We start from the raw sequence: 22,626 nt of genomic DNA, 5'->3' as shown, positions 1-22,626 counted from the left end.
CTACCCTTTGAGCTCACTGAGGCGATCGATGTCCAGATCACGACTATGCTGGCGCAACCTGATCAGCAATGCCAGGCCGATACCCACTTCCGCTGCGGCGATGGCCAGGATCAGGATATAGATGACCTGACCGTCGGCCTGCTGCCAGATGCTGCCGGCCAGGATAAAAGCCAAAGCCCCGGCATTGAGCATGATCTCCAGCGACATCAGCATAAACAGGGTGTTCCTGCGGGTCAGCAGCCCCAGCAGTCCGATGCACCAGAGCAGCACCACGAGCAGCAATCCGTGTTCGAGTGGTACCGTCATTGGCTCTCCTCCGGCAGTTTCTTGGCCAGGTGGTAGCCGCCCACCAAGCCGGCCAGCAGCAGGAAAGACGCAATTTCCACCGCCAGTAGGTAGGGTCCGAACAGCCTGGCGCCCACGGCCCTGGCGTCTACCAGCACCACCTCTGAACCTGAGGGATTAGCCGCCAGCTCAATAAAAAGGACCCATTCCGCCAGTAATAACAGCACCAGGAGGGTGGGCCCCACCCAGGCTTTCCAATCCAGCCACTGGTCTTCCCGCCTGACGTCCTCCTGGCTGATGTTGAACAGCATCACGGCAAAGACGAACAGCACCAGGATGGCGCCGGCGTAGACGATAATCTGCAGGGCCGCAGCAAAGGGCGCCCCCAGCAGGTAGAAGCACAGGGACAGGGCCAGCAGGCTGACCACCAGATACAAAATAGCGTGCACCGCATGTTTGCTGGTCACCACCAGCAAGCTGGCCAGCAGTGCCACCAGGGCGGCGGTGTAAAACAGGCCCTGGACTATCATGGCAACAGGCTCCTCACATCCACCGGTGGCTTTTCCTGGTCGGCTTCGCCTTTGGCCTTGCCCTTGATAGCGATGCCCGCCTTGCGATAAAAGCTGTAACCCGGATATTTACCCTGCCCGTCGATGGTCAAGTGTTCTTTTTCATACACCAGGTTCTTACGCTCGTACTCACACATTTCCACGTCCGGCGTTAGTTGTATGGCGTAGGTGGGACAGGCCTCTTCGCACAGGCCGCACATGATGCAGCGGGAGAAGTTGATGCGGAAAAAGGCCGGCCGCCAGCGACCATCCTCGTCTTCGGTCTTTTGCAGGGCGATGCAATCTACCGGGCAGGCCACAGCGCACAGATTGCAGGCCACGCAGCGCTCATCTCCGTCCGGATCCCGGGTCAGTACGATGCGCCCACGATAACGCGGCGCCAGATAGGGCTTTTGTTCCGGATACTGGACCGTGTCTTTCTTGTCAAACAGGTGCACAAAGACCCGCCAGATCGTTACCAGTTGGCTCCACATAATGTCAGGTACCTCCCGATAATTTGAGTGCGGCTGTAACCAGCAGGTTAACCAGCGCCAGCGGCAGCATCCACTTCCAGCCAAAGGCCAGAAGCTGGTCATACCTGGGTCTTGGCAGTGAGGCCCGCAGCAGGATAAAGAAACAAATCAATACGAAGGTCTTGAGCAGGAACCACACCAAGGGTGGCAGCCAGGGCCCCAGCCAGCCGCCGAGGAACAAAGTGGTGGTCATCATGGATATCAGCATGATGCCCAGATACTCACCCAGAAAAAACAACGCAAACTTGATGCCCGAATACTCTGTGTGAAAGCCACCGGTCAGTTCGGTTTCGGCTTCTGGCAGATCGAATGGCAGTCGATGGCTTTCGGCGATGCCGGCGATCATGAAAATCGCGAAGCCGACAAACTGGGGAATTACAAACCACCATTCCTGCTGGGCCTCGACAATGTCACTGAGCCTGAAGCTGCCGGCCAGGATCACCACTCCGAGCAGTGCAATGCCCATAAAAACTTCATAACAGATGGTCTGAGCCGCCGCCCGCATACCGCCGAGGAGGGCGTATTTGTTGTTGGATGACCAGCCCGCCAGCAGCACCGCATAGACCGCCAGCGAGGTCATGGCCAGAAAGAACAACAGACCAATGTGGCTGTCCGAAATCATCCAGCCGGGGGAAAGAGGCACCACCACAAAACTCATCATCACCGCCAGCGCGCCGATAAGGGGCGCCAGCACGAACAGGGGTTTGTCGGCAAAAGGCGGGATCCAGTCATGCTTGAACAGGATCTTGATGAGGTCTGCCAGCGATTGGAGAATACCAAAGGGTCCCACCCGGTTAGGCCCATAGCGCTCCTGCCAGAACCCCAGCAGACGCCGCTCAAGCCAGACCAGCAGCGCGGCAGTCGGCAACAGAGTCAGTACCAGCACCGATATCTTAAACAGCAGTTCCATCTCTACCATCAGTTCAGCCCCTCCACGAAGCGGATGGGAATAAACTCATCCTGGTGAAGCAACCAGCTTTGCCTGGTCTGCCTCCGTTCCCTGACACCTTCCATGCGTCCCTGATGCTGCTGTTCTATTGCCTCGGCCTGCTGCAAATCGGCTACGGCAAATCGCTCGCAGCTTGTCACAGGCAAGGCTTCATCTGCCGGCACATAGGCAAGCAGGCAACCTTCGGGCACCTGCTCACTGAGGCCCGCCTGCATCCACAGGGGCTGATCGTCACATTGCACCCACTGACCGGCCTGCATACCCAGCTTATCCGCCAGTTGCGGTGTCATCCAAAGTTGGGCCCGCTCGTGCAGTTCCTCTATGGCCGGGGCTTTCAGGCTTAATCCGTCACTGCCGAAAATCTGCTTCAGGGGCAGTATCCGGTAGCCGACCTGTTCTCTGTCTGACCATTGAGGACGCCATTTGAACCAGCAGGAGCTTTCAAAGTGGGCGAAAGCCACAGACCTGGTCTGGCCGGGCAACGCCGGTCCCCGGTATTCATCCTGGAATTTATGGACGGACTGATTGGAATTCCAACCCGGCCACCAGCTATAGGGCATGGGCCTGGTCGGGCACTTACGCGTGTCGACGCCTTCCATGCTCTGACGGTAGGGAGCCTGCGGCTCCTGATAGGGCTTGGGCTCATGGACAGTCTGGTTGGCCAGCATAGCCGTGCGGCCACTGTAGCGGGGGGGCTGTTGGGCCACGGCCGGCTGGTGGGGGTCCGTCCGCCAGACATCGCCGAGCTGACCATGGCACTGGGCCAGTTTATGGCGCAGTTGCCCCAGGTCCTCCACGTCAGCCAGCGGCCTTTGCTGCATCCTGGCCAGATGCACCAGCCACTGCCATCCTGGCATACAGTCCCCTGTCATCTTACTGGCCGGCTGCCAGGATTGTACCCGCCCCTGATAGTTGATCGCTGAACCGCTGCATTCGCTGAATGCCGCCACCGGCAACAAGGCGTCTTGCGAGCCCTCCTGTTCCAGTAATCCCAGCCGCACTGTCTGCCTGGCTTTTTTAACCAGTAAGGTCAGGACAGATTGGCTGGCTTGCGACTGATGATCCAGCACCAGCAGGTTGACAGGTTCCTGTTCCAGCGCCTCCTTCACAGCCCCCTGAGTCAGGTAGCCGGACTGTATCAGAAGGGACAGGCCCACACTGTTCATCTCCGGCGCAGCGATGGCCAGCCTGGCCTTATCCCCCAGCGCCTTACGGATATTAGCCAGGGCAGCCAGTAACGCCGGATTACCGGCCGACCAGCCGCCAATCAGCAAAGGATTGCGGGCGTTTTTCAGTATTTCCGCTGCCTGACTGCTTTGTTGGCTGGCCTGGCCTGTCTGCGGGACGGGCGCCTCTTCCGACAATAAGCCCGCCAGCAGAAAGCCCTGCCTTGCCGCTTCCTGATCGTCGCATAAGCACTGCACAAGGGCACGGCTTTGCAACTCACTCTCACCATAGCCAAACCAGATGAGCGGCACGGGATTGTCGGGCAATACCTGACGCACCGCAGCATCCTGCCATCTTGGCACCTTGAGGGATTCGACCTTGTCACGGGCTTTGTTGAGCAAAGCCTGACGGACAGCCAGCGCCATCCGCGGCGCACTGCGATTGATGTCCTCACCCAGAATCAGCACCGCATCGGCCTGTTCCATCTCGGCCAGGCTGGCCATGGGATATTGTTGCAGGATCTCGCCATGCAGTTTCATCAGGGCCGGTTGAGCGTCATCCAGACCGGGGCAGAAATTCTCGGCTCCCACCAGTTGCTGCAAGGCGAAGTTGTCTTCAAGACTCGCGTGACTGCTGCCGACGCCGATCCAGCGCCCTGAGGATCCCAGCATGTCCTGAAGCTGCTCATCCTGCCACCGGGCGGGCTTACCTCTGAGGCGGATCTGCTGACAGCGGGCCGGGCTGTTGACAAAATCAAACCCATATCTGCCCCGGTCACAGAGAAAATAGCCATTGAGATGGGCGTCGAACCTGTTGGTCGCCCGGCGCACCGAACCGTAGCGTTCGGACAGGCTGATATTGCAACCCACCGAGCAATGCTGGCAGATCGAAGGTGCTGCCTGCATATCCCATTTACGGCTGTAGTGGTCGCCAAAGGGTTTGTCGGTAAATACTCCCGTGGGACACACCTCGACCAGATTCCCGGCGAACTCGCTCTCTAGCACGCCGTCGCTCTGACGGCCAAAGTACAGATGATTCTTCGAAGCCTGGGCGGACAGGTCGTCACCGCCGGCATAGTCGCGATAGAAACGCACACACCTGAAACAGGTAATGCAACGGTTCATTTCATGCTTAATCAGCGGACCCAGATACTGATTATTGAAACTGGTTTTGCGCCCCTTAAACTGCCTGGCATAGTGGCCAGTCATCACGGTCATATCCTGCAGGTGGCACTCTCCCCCTTCTGCGCAGACAGGGCAATCGTGGGGGTGATGGGTCATCAGTGCGGCTATCACCTGTTCACGGAAATGCGTTTCATCCGGCCCATTTAACGAGACCCGCATTCCCTCCTCCACCGGTGTCATGCAGGCAACGATCATTTTCCCCCGGGTATCCGCCTCATCCTTGTACTGGGTCACCGCACACTGGCGACAGGCCCCCACCGAGCCCATGGCCGGATGCCAGCAGAAATAAGGCAGATTCAGCTTCAGCGACAGGCAGGCCTGCAGCAGGTTCTGCCCTTCGCTGACCTCATAGGCCTGTTTGTCGATGAAGATCTGTACCATGTCTCTACCTGTATTTTTCCTGCTATTGCCGGTAAGGGCAGCAGCCCTTATCGATATGTTGCTGAAAATCATCGGCGAAATATTTCAGTCCACTGCGCATGGGCTCCACTGCCCCAGGGGCCAGGGCGCAAAACGTCTTTCCCATCCACATGAAATCACAAAGCTTGCTGAGTTCATCCAGGTCCTCCTGGCAGCCCTTTCCGGTCTCGATACGGCTGAGAATTTCCGCTGCCCAGGGCAAGCCATCCCGGCAAGGGGTGCACCAGCCGCAGGACTCCTGGGCGAAAAACTGAATCAGGTTTAACACCATCCCCACCGGGCAATGTTGGTCATCCAGGGCGATGATGCCGCCGGTGCCCAGGCGACTGCCGGCCTTGGCAATGGCGTCGTACTCCATGGGGATATCCAGATGCTCCGGCAGCAAAAAATCCGTTGAGGCGCCGCCGGGCAGCCAGCCACGGAGTTTAAGGCCATCCTGCATACCGCCGGCCAAATCCAGGATCTGCCTGGCCGTTGCGCCCATGGGCAGTTCCCACAAGCCCGCTTGTCTGACTCGTCCGCTGATACCATAGATCTTGGTCCCTGCATCGTCGCTGTCTGCGGCAAGATCCCTGAACCAGGCGGGACCCCGTCGCAGGATGCCGGGCAGATTGCACAGAGTCTCGGCGTTATTCACTATGGTGGGCTGGCCAAACAACCCTGCAATCTGGGGGAAAGGTGGTTTGGAACGAGGATGGGCACGCTTTCCTTCCAATGCATTGAGCAGCGCCGTCTCTTCTCCGCAAATATAACGACCAGCACTGGTATGGAGATGCAACTCAAGTGAGTACCCACTCCCCTGAATATCCTTCCCCAGCAAGCCTGCCTCTTCCGCCTCCCGGATCGCTTGTTCCAGGCGCCTGGCGCACAGGCGGTACTCCCCACGCAAAAACAGATAGGCCCTTGAGGCGCCGATGGCATAGGCGGCGATCATCATTCCCTCTATCAGCAGGTGGGGGGCGCCCTCCATCAGCCACCTGTCCTTGAAAGTGCCGGGCTCCATCTCATCGGCATTGCAGACCAGGTATTTTCTCTTTGGCGCATCCTGCCCCATCGGCACGAAGCCCCACTTCATGCCAGTCGGAAAACCGGCTCCGCCACGACCACGCAGGTTGGCGTCCTTGACCTGCTGTTGCACCTCAGCGGGAGTCATATCCAGTGCCCTGGCAAAGCCCATATAGCCCCCAGTATCCCGGTAGCCGGCCAGATCCTGGGGATTCTGGGTATCCAGATGCGCAGTCATGGGCTTATCCATCTTCGCCTCCTTCCAGGCTGGCCAGGATCTCATCCAGCTTTTCTGCGCTCAGATTTTCGATCAACTCGCCGTCGAGCATCATCGCCGGGGCCTTGTCACAGCATCCCAGGCAAACGTTGGGCAGCAGGGTGATACGCCCGTCAGCGCTGGTCTGGCCGAACTCCAGTTGCAGTCTTTCGCGCAGATGATCAGCCAGTTTGTCCACGTCACAGAGCCAGCAGCTGATACTGTTGCAAAGATGCAGCACATGACGCCCCACCGGCTGGCGGTATATATGGTTGTAGAAAGTGGCTATGCCTTCCAGCTCAGCGCTGGACATGCCCAGCAGCCCGGCCACTGCTTCCAGGCGGCTATCATCCACCCAGCCCTGCCGCCTCTGCACTATCATCAGGGCATCAATGGCCGCAGCGGGACGCTGCTCATAATGGGCACAGGCCGCTTCAATTGCCTGAATCTCCTCCTGGCTCAGGTGCTCTGTATGGTCCAGTGTCCTGATGGCTATCTTCATCTGTCCACGTCCGCCATTACAAAGTCTATGCTGCCCAGGGTGGCAATCAGATCGGAGATCATCTGCCCCCTGGCCATCACCGGAATCATCTGCAGGTGGGGAAAAGACGGTGTGCGTATGTGGGTGCGGTAGCTGCAGGTGCTGCCGTCGCTGACCAGATAGTAAGCATTGCTGCCCTTGGTGGCCTCCACCTCGGCCATGGCTTCGCCGGGTGGAATGACTGGCCCCCAGCTCACACCCAGAAAATGCGGAATCAGGGTGTCGATATCCTGCATGGTGCGATCTTTCACAGGGGGCGTGGTCAGGGCATGCTCGGCCTTGTAAGGCCCTGACGGCATGTTTTTCACACACTGGCGGATGATACGCATGCTCTGGCGGATTTCCTCTACCCTGACCTTGCATCTGTCATAGCTGTCGCCGCCTTGGGCCACCGGCACCTCAAAATCGAAGTTTTCGTAGCCGCTGTAGGGACGCTTTTTACGCAGATCCCAGTCGAATCCCGTGGCCCGCAAGCCGGGGCCTGTGACCCCCCACTCGATAGCGGTGGCTGTATCATAACGGCCTACACCCACGGTGCGCTGTTTGACCAGGGCATTGTCCATGACCATCTTGTCGTAATCGTGCAGGCGTTTTGGCATTTCATCCAACCAGGTCAGGATCAGTTTGTCCCAGCCCTGGGGCAGATCGCTGGTCACCCCGCCGATGCGAAACCAGCTCGGGTGCATGCGGGCGCCGGTAATGGCCTCGACTATGCCAAACAGCTTTTCCCTGTCCACAAACATGTAGAAGATGGGCGACAGGGCGCCGATGTCCTGGGCAAAGGTACCGTAAAACAGCAAATGGCTGAGAATACGGAATATCTCGCACATCATCACACGGATGACCCGGGCCCGCTCTGGCACCTGGATACCGGCCAGCTTTTCCACCGCCATCAGATAAGGCAGATTGTTCATTACCCCGCCCAGGTAATCTATTCTGTCCGTATAGGGGATATAGGAGTGCCAGCTCTGCCTCTCCCCCATCTTCTCGGCGCCCCGATGGTGATAGCCGATATCAGGGATGGCCTCGACTATCTGCTCACCCTCCAACTGCAGCATGATACGGAACACCCCATGCACGCTGGGGTGGTTGGGACCCAGATTCAGCCACATGAATTCCTCATCCCGTCCGCTGGGCTCAAGCCCCCAGGCTTTGGGATCGAACCGCAGCGCTTCCTGCTCAAAGTCGCGGATGTCGTCCGGCAGGCTGTATTGCCCCATCTCGGTAGCGCGGGCCGGATGGCTCTTGCACAGGGGGTGGCCCTGCCAAGTGGTGGGCATCATGATGCGACGTAAACAGGGATGGCCCTGAAAGTGGATACCGAACAGGTCCCAGACCTCCCGTTCATACCAGTTGGCATTGGGCCAGACGCTGCACACCGTTGGAGCCTGTTTATCCGATTCCCTCAGCGCGACCTTGAGCCTGATGTCGTGATTGCGGCCATAGGAGCGCAGCAGATAGACCAGGGTGTAGTCCTGTCGGGGTTGTTTAAAGCCAAACTCACGACGGGTCTCGTCTATGGCGGTCAGGTCATACAAAAAGGTAAAAGGCTTTTTCAGGTGGAAACGCAGGGCTTCGGCCAGCGGCAGTAGCTGGGCTCTGGCCACCCAGAAAGTGTCAATTCCATCGGCACAGGTCTCCGGCAGCAGGTTAAGGCCCGGATAAGCGGCCCCGAGTTCTTCATGCAAGGGAGAGGTAACAGCACTGCTCATACTAAACCCTGTCCGGTGGTATCAGATCGGTAGTGCGCATGCGCGCCGGGTGTTTAAGATCACGCTGGCTGGGCTTTTCAACCTGGCTGACTCCCTGCTCACCCACCACCCAGGACAAGGGGCGCTGCTCCCTGCCGATAGCAGACTGCAACAGCAATAAGCCCTCCATCAGGGCCTCAGGGCGGGGCGGGCAGCCGGGCACGTACACATCCACCGGCAAAAACTTGTCCACTCCCTGCACCACGGAGTAAATGTCATACATGCCCCCGGAGTTGGCACAGGAACCCATGGAAATCACCCATTTGGGCTCAAGCAACTGGTCATAAAGGTGTTTGACCACCGGCGCCATCTTGCGAAACACGGTGCCGGATATCACCAGCAGGTCGGCCTCTCTGGGGGTGGCACGGATGACCTCGGCGCCGAAACGGGCAATATCGTGCCGGCTGGTAAAGGAGGTCGCCATCTCCACATAGCAACAGGACAGACCAAAATTCATTGGCCAGATGGAATTCTTGCGCCCCCAGTTGATCATTTTATTCAGGCTGGAAAACAGCACCGAACGCCTGACCTGTTCGCGCACCTCGACTTCGGCGCTGGGAATTTGCCGGCTCAGTTTATTGGGATCGGTCAATGTCCAGTCCACGTTTGCTCCTTGGCCTTAGCCTGAATCACGTTCAAGGCGCCAACCCGCCACAGATACAGCAGGGCGATCAGCAGAATGAGAATGAAAATGCCCGCCTCGATAAAGCCGGCCAGCCCCACCTGTTCGAAAGCGATGGCCCAGGAGAACAGAAACAGGGTTTCCAGATCAAAAATGACAAAGAAGATGGCATAGAGAAAAAAATGATTGCCGAATCTGACCCTGGCGTTGCCGTAGGAGAGGATCCCGGACTCGTAGGGGAGATCGGTGGAATGACCACGGGTACGGGGACCGAGCACTGACGAGAGCACCATGACTCCCGCCAGCAGAACAAGGGTTATTCCAAAATAGATGAGTATCGGCCAAAGTTCGGCCAGTGCCTGTTCCATGTCAATCTTGCCTTAGGGCCAGCCTGTTATGCTTGATTAATCCTGGAGATACTTACCGCTATGATCCGTTCAGGGACAGTTGTAAAAATTGACCATAAAAGCCAGTTCGTCAAAGAAACGCTTAGAAAAACAACTTGTTGCAATCTCGTCCCGACAACAGTCACCCGGCCTGAGAGGCAGGAATGTCAGCATCGGACCGGGATTGATCAGATATCTGCCAGCGAATATAGGTCGGTGGAGAGACGTTTCTTCTCTTCCATTATGTGGTCGTACAGGTTGTCGAACATCTCACTGACCGGCTGTACATCTGCCGACTGGGCCATCTCCGCGTAAAGCTGACTGAAGTATTCATCCACCTGATTGGCCAGCCGCTCTACATCAGACTCAGAACAATTGGCCGGAGCAAAATCGGTCTCGAACAGGCCGTTGCTGTCCTTACGCCTGTCATATTGAATATAGGTATTGAGAACTTTCTCTGGCGCCTCTTCCATATACCGCTTCAACTCTTCGGCGAGCTGGGCTTCGTGTCTGCATAACGTATTCAGCAGCATGGCTGCACGGGGGTTTCCGGTTTGTTCGGCCAAATCCTTGTAGAACACAGCCGTTCTCAAATGCAGTTGTTTGTTATGTACCAGCAATTCACGCACATCCGAGAAGTTGCCCATGTTTTGTAATCCATTTGTTAAAAACATGGTTTAAATATAGGCAGTTATCCGGAGTTTCCCCAAATAACCCATCGAGGAACGATGGAAATTCAAACAGCCGTTGGTTTAAGCTCCCTTGAGCAACCTTCTTGCCTCCCTGATCGGCAACGGCTTGCTGAATACATAGCCCTGGACCTTGTCACAGCCTAGTTCCCGCAGGGTTTGCAGTTGCTTTTTGGATTCCACCCCTTCGGCAATCACCGTCATATCCAGGGCCTTGGCCATGCGGATAATGGCCTCAACCAAGTTGTGGCTGGTCTTGCCGTCCAGGGCATCGATAAAGCGCTTATCAATCTTCAGGTAGTCCAGATCCAGATCATCCAGGTAACTCAGAGAGGAATAGCCTGTGCCGAAATCATCCAGCGCCAGTTTGATATCCAGTTTCTTCAGCTTTGCAATGTTGCTCAATACCTCGGCGGATGCGTCCATAGCCATTCCCTCGGTAATCTCCAGCTCCAACGCACCACGTGGAACCTGATAGCGGGTTAGGCAATCGAGAATGTGTTCGACCAGGCCGGGATCGGCCAGATGCTGCGAGGTAATATTGACCGCAATCCGCCCTTCCTTGTGGGCACCGGGCCAGCTTTTCAGTAAGCTCGCCACCTTCTCAATTACCCAGCGGTCGAGGGCTTTGCCCAGTCCAGCCTGCTCAGCCAGATGAATGAATTCGTCGGGCGCTACCCGGCCAAGCTGCGGATCCTGCCAGCGAAGCAGGGCTTCGAATCCGTCCAGTTCCTCTGTGTCGAGACGGTATTTGGGCTGAAGGTAAATCTCAAACAGATCCTGGCTCAGGGCCCGCTTGATGCCGAGTTCCAGTTCCATGGCCCGGCGCAGCTTCTTTTGCACCCCGGAGTCGTACAAGGCGACACGACTCTGCCGCTGCCTTGCCTGATGCATGGCAGAGCCGGCATTTCTGACCTGTGTACTGAAATCCACCGGCTCGCGCCTGTCCCACAGGGCAATGCCCAGATTGACGCTGATGTTCAGCTCTTCTCCAGCCAGACGATAGGGAGCTTCCAACCTCCCGATTACCTGATGGGCCAGTTCCAGTGCATGCTGGTTTTCTGAAAGGGGGAAGCATAGGACGAAATCATCCGGACCCGAGCGTGCGGCCACCAGCGCCGGGATCCGCATGGACTTGATCCGATAAGCCACCTCCATCTGCAACAGGTCGCCCACATCGGTGCCGAACCTTTCATCCAGCCAACGGAAACGATTGGTATCGAAAAACATCAGCGCCACCTGCTCATACTGGCTGCACAACTGCTCAAACTCTTGCCGGCAGCCATGACGGTTGAGCAGGCCGGTCAGTTGATCAAAACGACTCAGGAACTGGGCATGCTGCTTGGCCCGTTGCTGCTCGGTCACATCCAGCCCCAACCCCTGAACCTCTGTCAGTTCCTGATCCATGACCAGGGAGAAAGTCCAGTCCACCCAGCAATGCCTTGTCCTCTGTGGTTGCATATTGACCGTAATGGCTACCTCACCGCCCCCCTGCTCTATCAGTTGCACCAGCAATACCCTGAGTGTTTTGCGTTGGTCCGGCGACACATACTCCAACAAGCTCATGCCCAGGCCCTCCCCACCATTGCAGAAGCTGCTGCGCATGGGGATATTGATAAAGGTAAAGCGAAGATCCCGGTCCAGTCGGCAGACCAGTTCACGCTGGTGCTCCACCACATTCTGATATCTGGCTTCGGCATGACTGAGGTTTTTCAGCAATTGCTGCAACTCAGTCAGGTCATGACATACGGCCACGTAAATGGGTGATTTCTGTCCTTTGACCTCACCGACGTTGATGTAGATGGGGAATAACTTGCCGCCTTTTTTAACCGCCAGCAGATCGCGGCCGACCCCGATAATATGAGACTCGCCACCTTGTTGATAATCCCTCAGGTATTGGTCGTGACGCTCAGCATGGATATCCGGCATCAACATGCTGACATTTTTCCCCAGCACCTCATCTTTGTGATAACCGAAAATACGCTCGGCGCTCTGGTTAAATGCCAGAACCCTGCCCCGTCCGTCTATGCTGATGATGGCGTCGGCTGCCGCATCCAGAATGGCCTCGTTGACCGAGCGGGCAAGTTCCACAGATTGTTCCAATGCCCGCTGTTCAGTCAGGTCATGGCAGATACCGATAAAGTAGCGCTGGCCCTCTGACCTTGCCTCTCCCACGGACAGTCGCATGGGAAAAAGGCTGCCGTCCTGGCGCCGGCCTTCCACTTCACGGCCGATACCGATGATTTTGGCCTCTCCGGTCTGCTTATAATCTTCAATGTAGTCGTCATGGCGACTGGCATGGTAAGCGGGCATCAGGATACTGACGTTACTGCCCAGCACCTGTTCCTTGCGGTAGTCAAATAAGCTACAGGCAGCATCAGAGAAGTACAGGATCAGGCCCTTGCCGTTAATGATGATAACGGCGTCCACCGCCGCATCCATAAGGCTGGACAACAGGGCGTCTGAATTCTGAATAGGTAACATCTGCGCCTCCTGAATATTCTACGGCATTCCATCGCCTTAAGGGGCCTGGGCGTGACAGAACAAGAAATTACTGTCATCCCATGATTTTCAAATAGAACAAGGCGAAAGCCGTCCTTGTAGCCGCTCGTCTCAGCCTGTCCCCCGTTAGTCTGACCGAGGCAGATGTGACCCCTAGAGGGACGAGCCGGACTTGTCGATCTAATCTGATCTTCTAAAGTTGCAGTAGAGAGTATAGACAGCGGACTATTGTGACAGGAGAGTCAGATGCAATGCACAGCCAGGGTGGGACAAACACAAAGTCGACACGGATTCTGGCTGCCCTGTTGTCTTCTGCTCTGCCTGGCGGGCTGCAAAGGCGAGGCCCCGGAACCTGAGCCACCAGAACCTCCGCTGGTGGAGACAGCCCGCGCAGAGCATTATGGGCAGGACTACAAGATAGCCGTAAAGGGCTTTGTCAGGGCACCGGAACAAGTACGACTGGTGACCGAGGTCTCCGGTATCGTCGCCGATAAATCTGACCGCCTCGAAGTGGGCAGGCGTTTTGCCAGGGGGGAAGAGCTTTTCCGGCTTGAACAGACTGATTATCAGGCTCGGGTATTACAGGCGCAGGCTGAACTGGACAATGCGCTGGTCGCCCGCAGCAAAGCCAGGGACAATATGGCGCGCATCCAGGTATTGGCGGCACAGAATACTGCCTCTCAAGCCAGACTGGATGATGCGCAGTTGACGCTGACTAACGCCGAGGCACAGGTAAAACAAGCCAGAGCGCACCTGCAGCAGGCTGATGAGGCTTTGCAGGACACCAGGCTGGAAGCACCATTTGACGCCTTGATCGTTTCTGAAGAGGTTAGTATCGGCGCCTATTTCTCCCCCGCTCAGACTGCGCTGACCCTTATCGGTGCCGATCAGTTGGAAGTGCACGCCGGACTGACACCCGAGCAAAGCGCTGCCGTCAGTCGCCGTCTGGATGCCTCTCCTGCCACGCCCATCGAAGTCATGCCACTGGACAGCCAACAGAGGGTCATTGCCCGTCTATTGTCCGTCAGTCCTGTGCTGGATCCCGACTCCCGCACCATCAATTATGCCGTTCTGGTAGACAAGACCGCCCAGTCTGACACTGTCGGGCTGACCGTTGGCGAGTATGTGCAGGTCAACTTTCCCGCCCGGGCGGAGAACTCCCTACTCTTGGTGCCCTCTGCCAGCCTGAGGAAAAACTCCCACCTGTACCTGCTCAGTCAGGACAATAAACTGCAGAAGATACCGGTGACACCTGTGTCCTATCAGGACGAGGGAGTGTTGATCAAAGCCGATAAGCGACTGCTCGACGCCAGGCTGTTGCTCACCTCACTGGTCAATGAATCATCCGGTCTGCAGGTCAGGACCAGGGACGACTAACCCATGTCTTTACTGGAAAAGGCCAGCCACAACAAAGTGTTCGCCAACCTGCTGGCATTGTTCCTTGTGCTGGTGGGGCTGTTTTCCCTGTCGGATCTGACCGTCAAACTGTTTCCCACCATCGACCTGGAAACCATCACAGTTACCGTCCCCTATCCCGGTGCGACGCCTTCGGAAGTGGAAGAAGTCATTATCAAGCCCATCGAACAAAAGATTGAAGGCCAGGAAGGTGTGCGCAGGATCCGCTCGGTGGCTTCGCAGAACATCGGAAGTGTGGTCATTGAGCTCTACGCCGGGGAAGACAAGAACCAGCGCCTTAACGATATCAAGAATCAGATCGATCAAATTCGTGTCTTCCCTCAGGATGCGGAGGAACCCAGGGTAGTAGTAGCCGAAGCCGACGAGCTGGCCATCCAGTTTGTGGTCGCCGGTGAGACGTCGGGCTTTCGGCTCAAACAGCAGGCAGAGCGGCTGCGCAGTTTACTGGCCGATGCGCCGGGGATTTCCGATGTGCGCCTCGAAGCCGTCCCTGAATACCTCGTGGATATTCAGATCACTGAAGATGCGCTGCGCCGGCATGGGTTGTCGCTGACCGAGGTGGCCAGACGTATCGGCGCCCAGTCTCTGGACCTGTCGGCCGGAGAAATAGAGGGGCCACACAGACGGCTGTTGGTCCGAAGCCTGGGAGAACGTCTGAGAGCCGAGCAGTTTCGCTCCCTGGTCGTGGGAACCGGGCAAAATGGCGCACTGCTCAGGCTCAAGGATATCGCCACCATCGAGGACAGTCTGACCGATTCACCACTGGCCGGTTTCTATAATGACCAGCCGGCTATTGTCGTCAGTGCCTACCGGGTCGGGCAGGAGCAGATGCTGGCGTTGGTGACCCAGGCCACACAACTTTTCAATGAGGCGTTTCTGCCGTCGTTGCCGGCCGACCTGCAGGCCGAAATATGGCGTGATGAGTCGGATAACCTGCGCAGCCGCATCAGCCTGCTGAGCAAAAACGCTGTCATTGGTCTGAGCCTGGTGATTCTGCTGCTGATGCTGTTTCTGGAAATTCGCCTGGCCTTGTGGGTTGCCGCGGGCCTGATGGTGGCTTTTGTTGGCAGTTTCGTTCTGGTGCAGCTGTTCGGCTACAGCATTAATATGCTGTCCATTTTTGGCTTTATTCTGGTCATCGGCATAGTGGTGGATGATGCCATTGTGGTAGGGGAAAACATCTACAGCGGCCTGGAGCGGGGTCTGTCCGGGCCTGAAGCCGCCGCCAGGGGCGTGGTTGGCGTGGCCACGCCGGTACTGGTTTCCATCCTGACCACCATTGCCGTATTCGTTCCCCTGCTGTTTGTGCCCAGTATGTACGGACAATTCCTCGAGCCCATTGCCGCCATCGTTATCTTTGTCTTGTTGTTATCACTGGTGGAGGCATTTTTCATCCTGCCCAGGCATCTGTCACATCTGGATATGGACAAGCCGGGACGCTATTCGCCCAGGCGCTTGACGGAAGTCCTGCGGAAAAAAGCCTCCCATGCCATGGACAGGCTGCGGAGCGGCCCGGTCAAATACTGGGTCAGGCAAGCCATTCGCCGGCCCTGGCTGACCCTGCTGCTGTTCGCCGTCACCTTAATGCTAATCGCAAGCCTGTTTATCAGCGGCGCGGTGAAGTTTATTTTCTTTCCGGAAGTGGAAGGTAACTACGTCACCGCTTCTGTAGAGCTGTCCAACCAGACCTCGCAGCGGCAGACCCGGGAAGTGATTGCCGACCTGATCAGCAGCGCCAGGCAAAGCGCCGAACACTTCCAGGCCTCGGACTCAAACTCTGAAGGCCAGGTTATACAAGGGATTTTTGCCACCCGCGGCAAAGGGATAGGAGGGGGAGCGCCTTCCGCCGAGGCCCGGGTCAGCGCCGCCTCCAATCTGGCTTTTGTCACAGTGAAAATTGAGGATGCGGCCACCCGCGGATTTGCTGCGGTGGATTTTGAAAGGGCCTGGCGACAGACAACAGGGGACATACCCGGCGCAAGAAAACTGACCTTCAACTCCAGCCTGGTATCGGCAGGGGCCGCCGTGCAACTGGAAGTCCGCTCCGCTGACCCTGCCCAGCGACAGGAGGTCGTCGGAACGTTGCGACAAGCTCTGCAGGAGATTGCAGGGGTAATGGATGTGCGCGACGCCAGATATGACACCATTGACGAAGTACAGATACGTCTCAAACCACAGGCCCTGGTCTATGGCCTGACCCTGGCCGACCTGGCCCGGGAAATCCGCGCCTCCTACTATGGCGCCGTGGCCAGTCGTATTGCCAGAGACAGGGAGGAGATCGAAGTCAGGGTGCGCCTGACAGAACAGGAGCGCGGCAATCTGCCACACCTGTTGCAAAGGCGGATTCGGGTTAATGACAGTTTTATCCCCATCACTGAGGTGGCCGACATCAGTATCGAGCCGGCGCCGTCCCGGTTAACCCGCCTCAATGGCCAATCCGTCACTGCCCTGATGGCGGATGTGGACAATCGCATTACCACGGGGGGCGAGGTCGCCCGGCAGGTGCTGAATCAGACCTGGCCCTCAATCAGCAGCCAGTATCCTGATGTGGAAGTCACCGTGGGCGGGGATCAGGCCGAACAGCAGCGGGTGGGACCGGCCATGGGACAAAACTTCCTGCTCTCTTTGTTTGCCGTGTATGCGCTGCTGGCACTGGTATTTTCCAGCTACAGCCAGCCGCTGGTGATCATGACCATCATTCCCTTTGGCTTGGTGGGAGCCGTATTGGGCCACTTCATGCTGGGGCTGGATCTGACGCTGTTGTCATTGTTCGGCCTGATTGGCCTGTCCGGCGTAGTGATTAACGACAGTCTGCTGCTGATGGAATTCATCAATCGTTGCCGGGCAGAGGGGCAGGACATCGAAGAGGCCGCCCTTGCGGCGACACTGCAGCGCTTCAGACCCATAGTGCTGACCTCGCTGACCACTTTTTTGGGTGTCACCCCCATCATTTTGGAAACCAGTGTGCAGGCAAAATTCCTTAAGCCCACGGCGGTGTCCCTGGGTATCGGTATCCTATTTGCCACTATTATCCTGCTGTTCTTGTTGCCGGCGCTGGCGGTACTGCAGATGAAGCTACGAGCCAAGCTGGCCGTCAGCCGCTGATGCCAGGACATTTCACGTGCTGGACTTTTTTCACCACCACGATATATTTGACCAGTCAATGGATGACATCCCTCAACTGACTGGCACCTTATTGCACAGCCAGGGAAGTTGTCAGACTATTTTGATGATGTTCGTACAGGTACATACTCAAAAGTTCATCGATAAAATCACGCAGGGAGTCAAACCCCAGCCGTTGACCGTACTTATTGGGGCTACCACCCATGCTGCCAAAGCGGCTTTCATACCAGTTTTGCAAGGTATCCGGCGTCACCTGTGCATCCTCCAGAGTGAGTTTTGTCACACCCAGGCTGCGGATCAGCTCGGCACGCTCATAGGCTTGTTGCTGCAATTGGGCAAAGGTGCCGGTTCGCCTCATTTCCAGATTGATGAAAGGGTCGAGCTTCGACAGTAGTTGGCTGCGCAGCTGGGCAAGCTTCGCTTCCATCACCAGCATCTCCCGCCACTGTTCCCGGGTCATGCTCTGGCTTGCCAGATACTGCTTCAGGCCGTCGGCATTGGTGATCTGGTGTTGCTGCTGCAAGCGGATCTGCGCATCTTTTATCTCCTCGGCAGAGGGCACAAAAGCATGCATAAACTCATCCACCAGGCTCATCAGCATGGCCCTTTCTATGAGTTGCTCCCTATCGCTGGCAAACGCCCTGGCCAGTTGTGAAATCTCTGCCATGGCCGATGACGGTCCATCCCCACTCACACGCTGGGCGGCAATCTTCGCTGCCTGCGACTGGCACAAGGCGGCCCAAAAGCTGGTCTGCTGCAGGCTGAAGTCCGCTTCCACAGATACCTGGTCGGCGGTATCTGAGGCCAGACGGGACAGCAGCGCCAGGGCATCATCTCGCTTGGCATCATACTCTTTGGCGTAACGCTGTATCTCAAGCAGACCTGACTCCCCGACGCCCAGCATCCTGGCTTGCTGATAGACCTCACTCCAGCTTCTGCGTGGGTAATACTTATCTTTTAAAATGGTGATCAGGGCACTGGCCTCGCAAGCTTGCAGATAGCCATTCTCAGCCAGTTCCTCAATACCGAATCGCAGGCTGGCCATAGAATGGGATAGGGCTTTGAAGCCGTTTTCGGCGGTGGCGTGACTCACTGTCACTTCGTCATCATCGGTGAATATTCCATCCCGGTAGGCTTCGAATATGCGTCCCACCCCCTGCATACCGAATGGATGCAGTTCTGCGGCCCGTAATGCCCCCATGCTGGACGCCCCATAGACCTGCATGCCTTGGGACAGGGCATGGAGTATTTCCTTGTGCCATACCGCTGGTACCTGTTCAAACACTCCGTCAATGATGGCAATCTGATCGCCTGGCCGGGCGCGGGTTTCCACCAGATGGTACAAATCTCCCATGGCCACCGGCGGCAGATATTCGGCATCCAGGACCTGTCGGGCGTCCTGCACGGAAAGGGTGGGACCAATAAAAGCGAAGATAGTCATGCGACACGTCCTTCTGTTGACAGGTAGGCTATTTTGCGTGCCGGGGTTTTAACGGCCCTAGCTTTCATCATGCCCACTGGCGCTGCCAGTCCGGGCACCACCACCTTGACCACCGGAATGGCGAAGTCCCTGCGGGTCAGATCCACCACAATGGCCTGGTCTATACCCACTGCCCGCAACCTTTGCAGCAACCAATCCACATCGCCGTCAAAAGAATCAGTGGCCTGGGACGTCAGGGTCCTGAAATCCCGCTGCCCCTGAGCCTGACGCAAGCGGTTCTGGAAGCTGAGCAAATCGTCTTTATTGCCACCACGCTGATATTCACTTTGCACTATGTCATCCCGGCTGCCGGATATATGGGTTAAGCGACTTTGCACCGCTTCGGAAATCGCCCTGAACAAGGCGATTTCCGGAGCCAGATGACAACCGTAGCCGTTAAACACCGGCAAGGTCCGCCAGCCCTGATCAGGGTCCGCATCCAGGATACTGCAACCGAACACCGGTATCCCCACGTCACTGGTCAGGTCCACCAGTACCAGATCCAGGTTGCTCCTGGTCAGCAGTCTTAACGCCTGTTTGCAAATTTCACTGTTCACCGTCTCGGGGCGAACAATATGCTCGGCCGGCAGGGTGCGCATGTCAGTCTCTCGCTGTGCCAGAGCATCCCTCTCAATCAGTTCGCACAGGGCATGGGTAATGGATTCCAGCATATGGTTGCCGCCAGCCAATCCATTGCTGGACTGCACGAAGCAGTTATTCAACTGCATCCCCGCCCCCATCACGTAGTTAGTGCTGACCGTTTCAAAGGGGACCCAGCAGGATGTCTGGTTCATCAGGTCATATCCCTCCAGCCAAGGCATGGCCAAGTCGTCCCGCGGCGGAGCATGACGGTAATAATTGAGCCGGGATATGTCAGCCAGATTGAGTTCTGACTTGAGGCTGCTGTAAGAACCCAGCCGGCAAGGCAGCTCGATGTTCTCTGCATGCCAGCATTCTATGGACTCCATCAGCGCCGACGCTTTGGCAGCATGATCGGTCAGTCCCTTGCCCTGGGAGGTGGACAATCCGGCAGAATTGGGGCGCACTGCCACCCAGACCGGCATGCCGATATAATCCAGGCCGGTAACATTTGCCAGACGGGTAATGCCCATGCGACTGGCCATAGGCCAATACTTTTGCACAGTCTGCTCCGGGGAACAGGCCCGGTGGGTACCATGGATAAACTGTTTATCCAGGTGAATCTCACGATCAAACAGCTTCATCGTACACCTCCGTCGTCCTGCCTGGCACAACCGTTGTGCAGCAAGCACAGTGGGGGTCGGCCGCGTACCTGATCTCCCGGAATGAGGCATTAAGGGCATCGAAGCACAGACTGCGGCCAATCAGGGGGCGGCCCATGTCGAGCAAGAGCTTGAGCACCTCAGTGGCCTGCAGCAATCCTATGGTACCGGGTAATACACCCAGCACGCCGGCCTCGGCGCAGGGTGGCGCCAGCTCAGGCGGCGGGGCAGCGGGATACAGGCAGCGGTAGCAGGGCCCCTTGCCGGCCCAGAACACGCTGACCTGGCCATCGAAGCGGTATACGGAGCCATGCACCACCGGCTTACCCAGCGCGGCGGCTTCATCGTTGATGATATACCGGGTGTCGAAATTGTCCGAGCAGTCAACAATCACATCGTAGCGGGCAAAAAGATCAGCGGCGGACGCTTTATCAAGCCGCAGGGGATGCAGATTGATGTTGACCGATGAGTTCAATTGGCGGACCCGTGACTGGATACTCTCTATCTTACTGCTACCCACGGCGTCTTCGGTATGCAGGATCTGTCGTTGCAGATTGGTCCTGTCCACCACATCGTCATCCACCAGCCCCAAGGTACCCACGCCCGCCGCCGCCAGGTAAATGGCCGCCGGACAACCCAGACCACCTGCACCAATCAGTAGTACCCGGGATTTGAGCAATGTGAGCTGCCCGTTTTCCCCGACCTCAGGAATGGCCAGGTGACGTAAATACCTGGCCCGTTGTTCACTGCTGAGAAAGTCGGGGGTTTCGATGGGCAGACCGGCATTTTTCCATTGCACTATGCCGCCGGCCAGGTTAATCACGCGCCGATACCCCAGCATCTGCAAAGTTCTGGCGGCAAACAGAGAACGCACGCCCGAGGCGCAATAGACCAGTACCGGCGTGTTGCGATCGGGTATACGGCTCTCGATCTGCACTTCCAGATAACCTTTATCCAAATGTACCGCCCGGGGAATATGGCCGGACGTCCATTCTTCGCGGGTTCTGACGTCAAGAATTTGCGCATCCTGATGGTCTTGCAGCCAGGGCATGGCGGCGGAGGCACGCAACTGCTCTATCTCGTCTTCCAGCTGGCTTCGCCATTCGGCAGAGGTCAACGCCTGCAGATTGCCGCCGGCAATGGCCGGTAGCAGCTCCAGTTCATCGCCGTCACTGACAGCCGTCGCTTGCCCTTCATGCAATCGGATATCATCGGCGTTAATAAACACATTGATGAAATGTCTGAGCTGGCCGTTTTCGTCGAATATCTGCCGTTGCAGGCCGGGATGTTGTTCGGCCAGCGTCTGCAAGGCCTGGTTGACGGTGCTGCCGCTTACCTGAACCTGGTTGTGGTTGGCGGTAAAGCGACGTAACGGAGTGGGGATATGGATAGTGATCATGATTCGGCTCCTTGGATTTGAATTCTTTTCCACATGGGTCGTTGAGTGATAAATGCTGCCAGCTGTGTCCTGTCGCCACCGTCGGTGGCCACGATAATGTGGGAGTAGCCATCCCAACCGTTGCAGGAGGCCACATCTTTACGGGACGGGGCCGGCAGGCCGAAAGGATGGCTGTGATAGAAGCCCAGCAATTCCAGGCCCTGCTGCCTGAGCAAACGGGCGGCTTTGATCAGATCTGCATCGGCGACGGCAAAATTGGCCATACGCTCCTGTTGCGCCACATTGACCAATCGCAGCAACTGCCGGATGTGCATGCGCCCGCCGGCCAGATATCCGGCCAGAATGCCGCAACACTCTTCCGGTAAGGCTTGCAGGGCCTGCTCTTTGAGCTGGCGGCCGATGTCAGGCGCAAGCTGCAGCTGTTGGATTTTGTTGGGGTTCATCGATAAAACTCCCTTTGTCCAGATGGCAGGTACGGGTGGCGAATGTGGCTGCGTTGGGATCATGAGTGACCATCACAATGGTCTTATTGAAGTCACGGTTGAGCATCTTCAGCAGCGTCAGCACCTCGTTGGAGGACTGTTTGTCCAGATTGCCGGTCGGCTCGTCACACAGCAGCACTGAGGTGTCGCTGACCAAGGCCCTGGCGATGGCCACCCGCTGCTGTTGGCCGCCGGACAGCTTCTTCGGCGTCCGGTTGGCACATTGGCTCAGTCCCATCAGATCCAGTGCAGTTTCGATGCGGCGCTTACGCTCTGCACGACTCAGGGAGGTCAGCAACAGCGGCAATTCAACATTTCTGGCCGCCGAGAACATGGGCAGCAGATTAAAGGCCTGAAACACAAACCCCACATGCCGCGCACGCCACTGGTTCAGGGTGGCAGGCTTGTAGTCATCGATCCGCTCGCCGCGGAATCTGATGTGGCCGCGATCCGGCATTTCGATACCCCCGAGCATATTCAGCAAGGTTGTCTTGCCACAACCGGAGGGGCCCATCAGGGCGATAAACTCTCCGTCCCGGACGGTAAAGTCCAACTGCCGGAAAATTCTGACCTGCTCGTCACCGTTGCCGAAGCTTTTGCTGACCTGTTCGAGTTGAAATACTGCTGTGTTTTGCATGGCATAACTC

At 57.1% G+C, this 22,626-nt stretch carries 19 protein-coding genes; 2 read left to right on the top strand and 17 right to left on the bottom strand.

Annotated features, from left to right (window positions below):
* The 12 genes from nuoK to J0A66_RS01820 form a co-directional block, all read right to left on the bottom strand.
* A complete protein-coding gene (gene nuoK, locus J0A66_RS01875; protein WP_206572065.1) occupies positions 1-306 on the bottom strand; it encodes an NADH-quinone oxidoreductase subunit NuoK in 306 nt (101 codons plus the stop codon).
* On the bottom strand, positions 303-815 hold the full coding sequence (gene nuoJ / locus J0A66_RS01870; protein ID WP_206572064.1) for an NADH-quinone oxidoreductase subunit J: 513 nt from the start codon (positions 813-815) through the stop codon (positions 303-305). Before nuoJ ends, nuoK begins: the two co-directional genes overlap by 4 nt.
* Positions 812-1,327, bottom strand: a complete 516-nt coding sequence (nuoI, locus tag J0A66_RS01865; RefSeq protein ID WP_206572063.1) for an NADH-quinone oxidoreductase subunit NuoI — start codon at positions 1,325-1,327, stop codon at positions 812-814. Before nuoI ends, nuoJ begins: the two co-directional genes overlap by 4 nt.
* A 4-nt stretch (positions 1,328-1,331) precedes the next feature.
* Positions 1,332-2,285 carry an NADH-quinone oxidoreductase subunit NuoH gene (gene nuoH / locus J0A66_RS01860; RefSeq protein WP_206572062.1) on the bottom strand — a complete coding sequence of 318 codons (954 nt, stop codon included), beginning with the start codon at positions 2,283-2,285 and terminating at the stop codon, positions 1,332-1,334.
* The gene (nuoG, locus tag J0A66_RS01855; protein WP_206572061.1) at positions 2,285-5,047 is read right to left on the bottom strand and encodes an NADH-quinone oxidoreductase subunit NuoG; all 2,763 of its coding nucleotides are present in this window, start codon (positions 5,045-5,047) and stop codon (positions 2,285-2,287) included. The genes nuoH and nuoG overlap by 1 nt, the downstream gene beginning before the upstream one ends.
* A gap of 22 nt (positions 5,048-5,069) precedes the next feature.
* On the bottom strand, positions 5,070-6,341 hold the full coding sequence (gene nuoF / locus J0A66_RS01850; RefSeq protein WP_206572060.1) for an NADH-quinone oxidoreductase subunit NuoF: 1,272 nt from the start codon (positions 6,339-6,341) through the stop codon (positions 5,070-5,072).
* Positions 6,334-6,849 (bottom strand): NADH-quinone oxidoreductase subunit NuoE, encoded by a 516-nt coding sequence (nuoE, locus tag J0A66_RS01845; protein WP_206572059.1) that lies wholly within the window; start codon positions 6,847-6,849, stop codon positions 6,334-6,336. The genes nuoF and nuoE overlap by 8 nt, the downstream gene beginning before the upstream one ends.
* Complete coding sequence (gene nuoC / locus J0A66_RS01840) at positions 6,846-8,600, bottom strand: NADH-quinone oxidoreductase subunit C/D (RefSeq protein ID WP_206572058.1); 1,755 nt, start codon at positions 8,598-8,600, stop codon at positions 6,846-6,848. Before nuoC ends, nuoE begins: the two co-directional genes overlap by 4 nt.
* Position 8,601: 1 nt before the next feature.
* Complete coding sequence (locus tag J0A66_RS01835) at positions 8,602-9,243, bottom strand: NADH-quinone oxidoreductase subunit B (protein WP_206572057.1); 642 nt, start codon at positions 9,241-9,243, stop codon at positions 8,602-8,604.
* On the bottom strand, positions 9,228-9,629 hold the full coding sequence (gene ndhC, locus J0A66_RS01830; protein ID WP_206572056.1) for an NADH-quinone oxidoreductase subunit A: 402 nt from the start codon (positions 9,627-9,629) through the stop codon (positions 9,228-9,230). The genes J0A66_RS01835 and ndhC overlap by 16 nt, the downstream gene beginning before the upstream one ends.
* A 206-nt stretch (positions 9,630-9,835) precedes the next feature.
* On the bottom strand, positions 9,836-10,294 hold the full coding sequence (locus J0A66_RS01825) for a hypothetical protein (protein WP_206572055.1): 459 nt from the start codon (positions 10,292-10,294) through the stop codon (positions 9,836-9,838).
* A gap of 105 nt (positions 10,295-10,399) precedes the next feature.
* Positions 10,400-12,820, bottom strand: coding sequence for a sensor domain-containing protein (locus J0A66_RS01820; protein WP_206572054.1), 2,421 nt, complete (start codon positions 12,818-12,820; stop codon positions 10,400-10,402).
* 264 nt (positions 12,821-13,084) lie between these two features.
* Here J0A66_RS01820 and J0A66_RS01815 point away from each other — a divergent pair, with 264 nt between their 5' ends.
* Positions 13,085-14,215 carry an efflux RND transporter periplasmic adaptor subunit gene (locus J0A66_RS01815; protein WP_206572053.1) on the top strand — a complete coding sequence of 377 codons (1,131 nt, stop codon included), beginning with the start codon at positions 13,085-13,087 and terminating at the stop codon, positions 14,213-14,215.
* A 3-nt stretch (positions 14,216-14,218) separates the two neighbouring features.
* The gene (locus J0A66_RS01810; protein ID WP_206572052.1) at positions 14,219-17,359 is read left to right on the top strand and encodes an efflux RND transporter permease subunit; all 3,141 of its coding nucleotides are present in this window, start codon (positions 14,219-14,221) and stop codon (positions 17,357-17,359) included.
* Between the two features lie 88 nt (positions 17,360-17,447).
* Here the strand turns inward: J0A66_RS01810 and J0A66_RS01805 are convergent, their stop codons facing one another.
* From J0A66_RS01805 to J0A66_RS01785, 5 genes are read right to left on the bottom strand one after another with little or no spacing between them, the layout of a single operon-like run.
* Complete coding sequence (locus J0A66_RS01805; protein ID WP_206572051.1) at positions 17,448-18,818, bottom strand: TfuA-like protein; 1,371 nt, start codon at positions 18,816-18,818, stop codon at positions 17,448-17,450.
* Positions 18,815-20,080 carry a YcaO-like family protein gene (locus tag J0A66_RS01800; protein WP_206572050.1) on the bottom strand — a complete coding sequence of 422 codons (1,266 nt, stop codon included), beginning with the start codon at positions 20,078-20,080 and terminating at the stop codon, positions 18,815-18,817. Before J0A66_RS01800 ends, J0A66_RS01805 begins: the two co-directional genes overlap by 4 nt.
* Positions 20,067-21,497, bottom strand: a complete 1,431-nt coding sequence (gene moeB, locus J0A66_RS01795; protein ID WP_206572049.1) for a molybdopterin-synthase adenylyltransferase MoeB — start codon at positions 21,495-21,497, stop codon at positions 20,067-20,069. Before moeB ends, J0A66_RS01800 begins: the two co-directional genes overlap by 14 nt.
* Entirely contained in the window at positions 21,494-21,940 is a 447-nt protein-coding gene (locus J0A66_RS01790; protein ID WP_206572048.1) for a M67 family metallopeptidase, read from the bottom strand. The genes moeB and J0A66_RS01790 overlap by 4 nt, the downstream gene beginning before the upstream one ends.
* Entirely contained in the window at positions 21,900-22,616 is a 717-nt protein-coding gene (locus J0A66_RS01785; protein WP_206572047.1) for an ABC transporter ATP-binding protein, read from the bottom strand. The genes J0A66_RS01790 and J0A66_RS01785 overlap by 41 nt, the downstream gene beginning before the upstream one ends.
* Positions 22,617-22,626: the final 10 nt, after the last annotated feature.

Source organism: Bowmanella dokdonensis, assembly GCF_017254865.1.
In the GTDB taxonomy this organism is placed as follows: Bacteria; Pseudomonadota; Gammaproteobacteria; order Enterobacterales; family Alteromonadaceae; genus Bowmanella; species Bowmanella dokdonensis.
This window is presented reverse-complemented; position numbering and strand designations above follow the sequence as displayed.

Excerpts from the sequence above, each read along its gene's own strand:
- J0A66_RS01810 (WP_206572052.1), top strand. The coding sequence starts at position 14,219 with ATGTCTTTACTGGAAAAGGCCAGCCACAACAAAGTGTTCGCCAACCTG.
- J0A66_RS01785 (WP_206572047.1), bottom strand. The coding sequence starts at position 22,616 with ATGCAAAACACAGCAGTATTTCAACTCGAACAGGTCAGCAAAAGCTTC.
- J0A66_RS01825 (WP_206572055.1), bottom strand. The coding sequence starts at position 10,294 with ATGGGCAACTTCTCGGATGTGCGTGAATTGCTGGTACATAACAAACAA.
- J0A66_RS01800 (WP_206572050.1), bottom strand. The coding sequence starts at position 20,080 with ATGAAGCTGTTTGATCGTGAGATTCACCTGGATAAACAGTTTATCCAT.
- nuoC (WP_206572058.1), bottom strand. The coding sequence starts at position 8,600 with ATGAGCAGTGCTGTTACCTCTCCCTTGCATGAAGAACTCGGGGCCGCT.
- nuoJ (WP_206572064.1), bottom strand. The coding sequence starts at position 815 with ATGATAGTCCAGGGCCTGTTTTACACCGCCGCCCTGGTGGCACTGCTG.
- nuoI (WP_206572063.1), bottom strand. The coding sequence starts at position 1,327 with ATGTGGAGCCAACTGGTAACGATCTGGCGGGTCTTTGTGCACCTGTTT.
- J0A66_RS01790 (WP_206572048.1), bottom strand. The coding sequence starts at position 21,940 with ATGAACCCCAACAAAATCCAACAGCTGCAGCTTGCGCCTGACATCGGC.
- nuoG (WP_206572061.1), bottom strand. The coding sequence starts at position 5,047 with ATGGTACAGATCTTCATCGACAAACAGGCCTATGAGGTCAGCGAAGGG.
- ndhC (WP_206572056.1), bottom strand. The coding sequence starts at position 9,629 with ATGGAACAGGCACTGGCCGAACTTTGGCCGATACTCATCTATTTTGGA.
- nuoE (WP_206572059.1), bottom strand. The coding sequence starts at position 6,849 with ATGAAGATAGCCATCAGGACACTGGACCATACAGAGCACCTGAGCCAG.
- nuoF (WP_206572060.1), bottom strand. The coding sequence starts at position 6,341 with ATGGATAAGCCCATGACTGCGCATCTGGATACCCAGAATCCCCAGGAT.
- nuoK (WP_206572065.1), bottom strand. The coding sequence starts at position 306 with ATGACGGTACCACTCGAACACGGATTGCTGCTCGTGGTGCTGCTCTGG.
- J0A66_RS01815 (WP_206572053.1), top strand. The coding sequence starts at position 13,085 with ATGCAATGCACAGCCAGGGTGGGACAAACACAAAGTCGACACGGATTC.
- moeB (WP_206572049.1), bottom strand. The coding sequence starts at position 21,497 with ATGATCACTATCCATATCCCCACTCCGTTACGTCGCTTTACCGCCAAC.
- nuoH (WP_206572062.1), bottom strand. The coding sequence starts at position 2,285 with ATGGTAGAGATGGAACTGCTGTTTAAGATATCGGTGCTGGTACTGACT.
- J0A66_RS01820 (WP_206572054.1), bottom strand. The coding sequence starts at position 12,820 with ATGTTACCTATTCAGAATTCAGACGCCCTGTTGTCCAGCCTTATGGAT.
- J0A66_RS01805 (WP_206572051.1), bottom strand. The coding sequence starts at position 18,818 with ATGACTATCTTCGCTTTTATTGGTCCCACCCTTTCCGTGCAGGACGCC.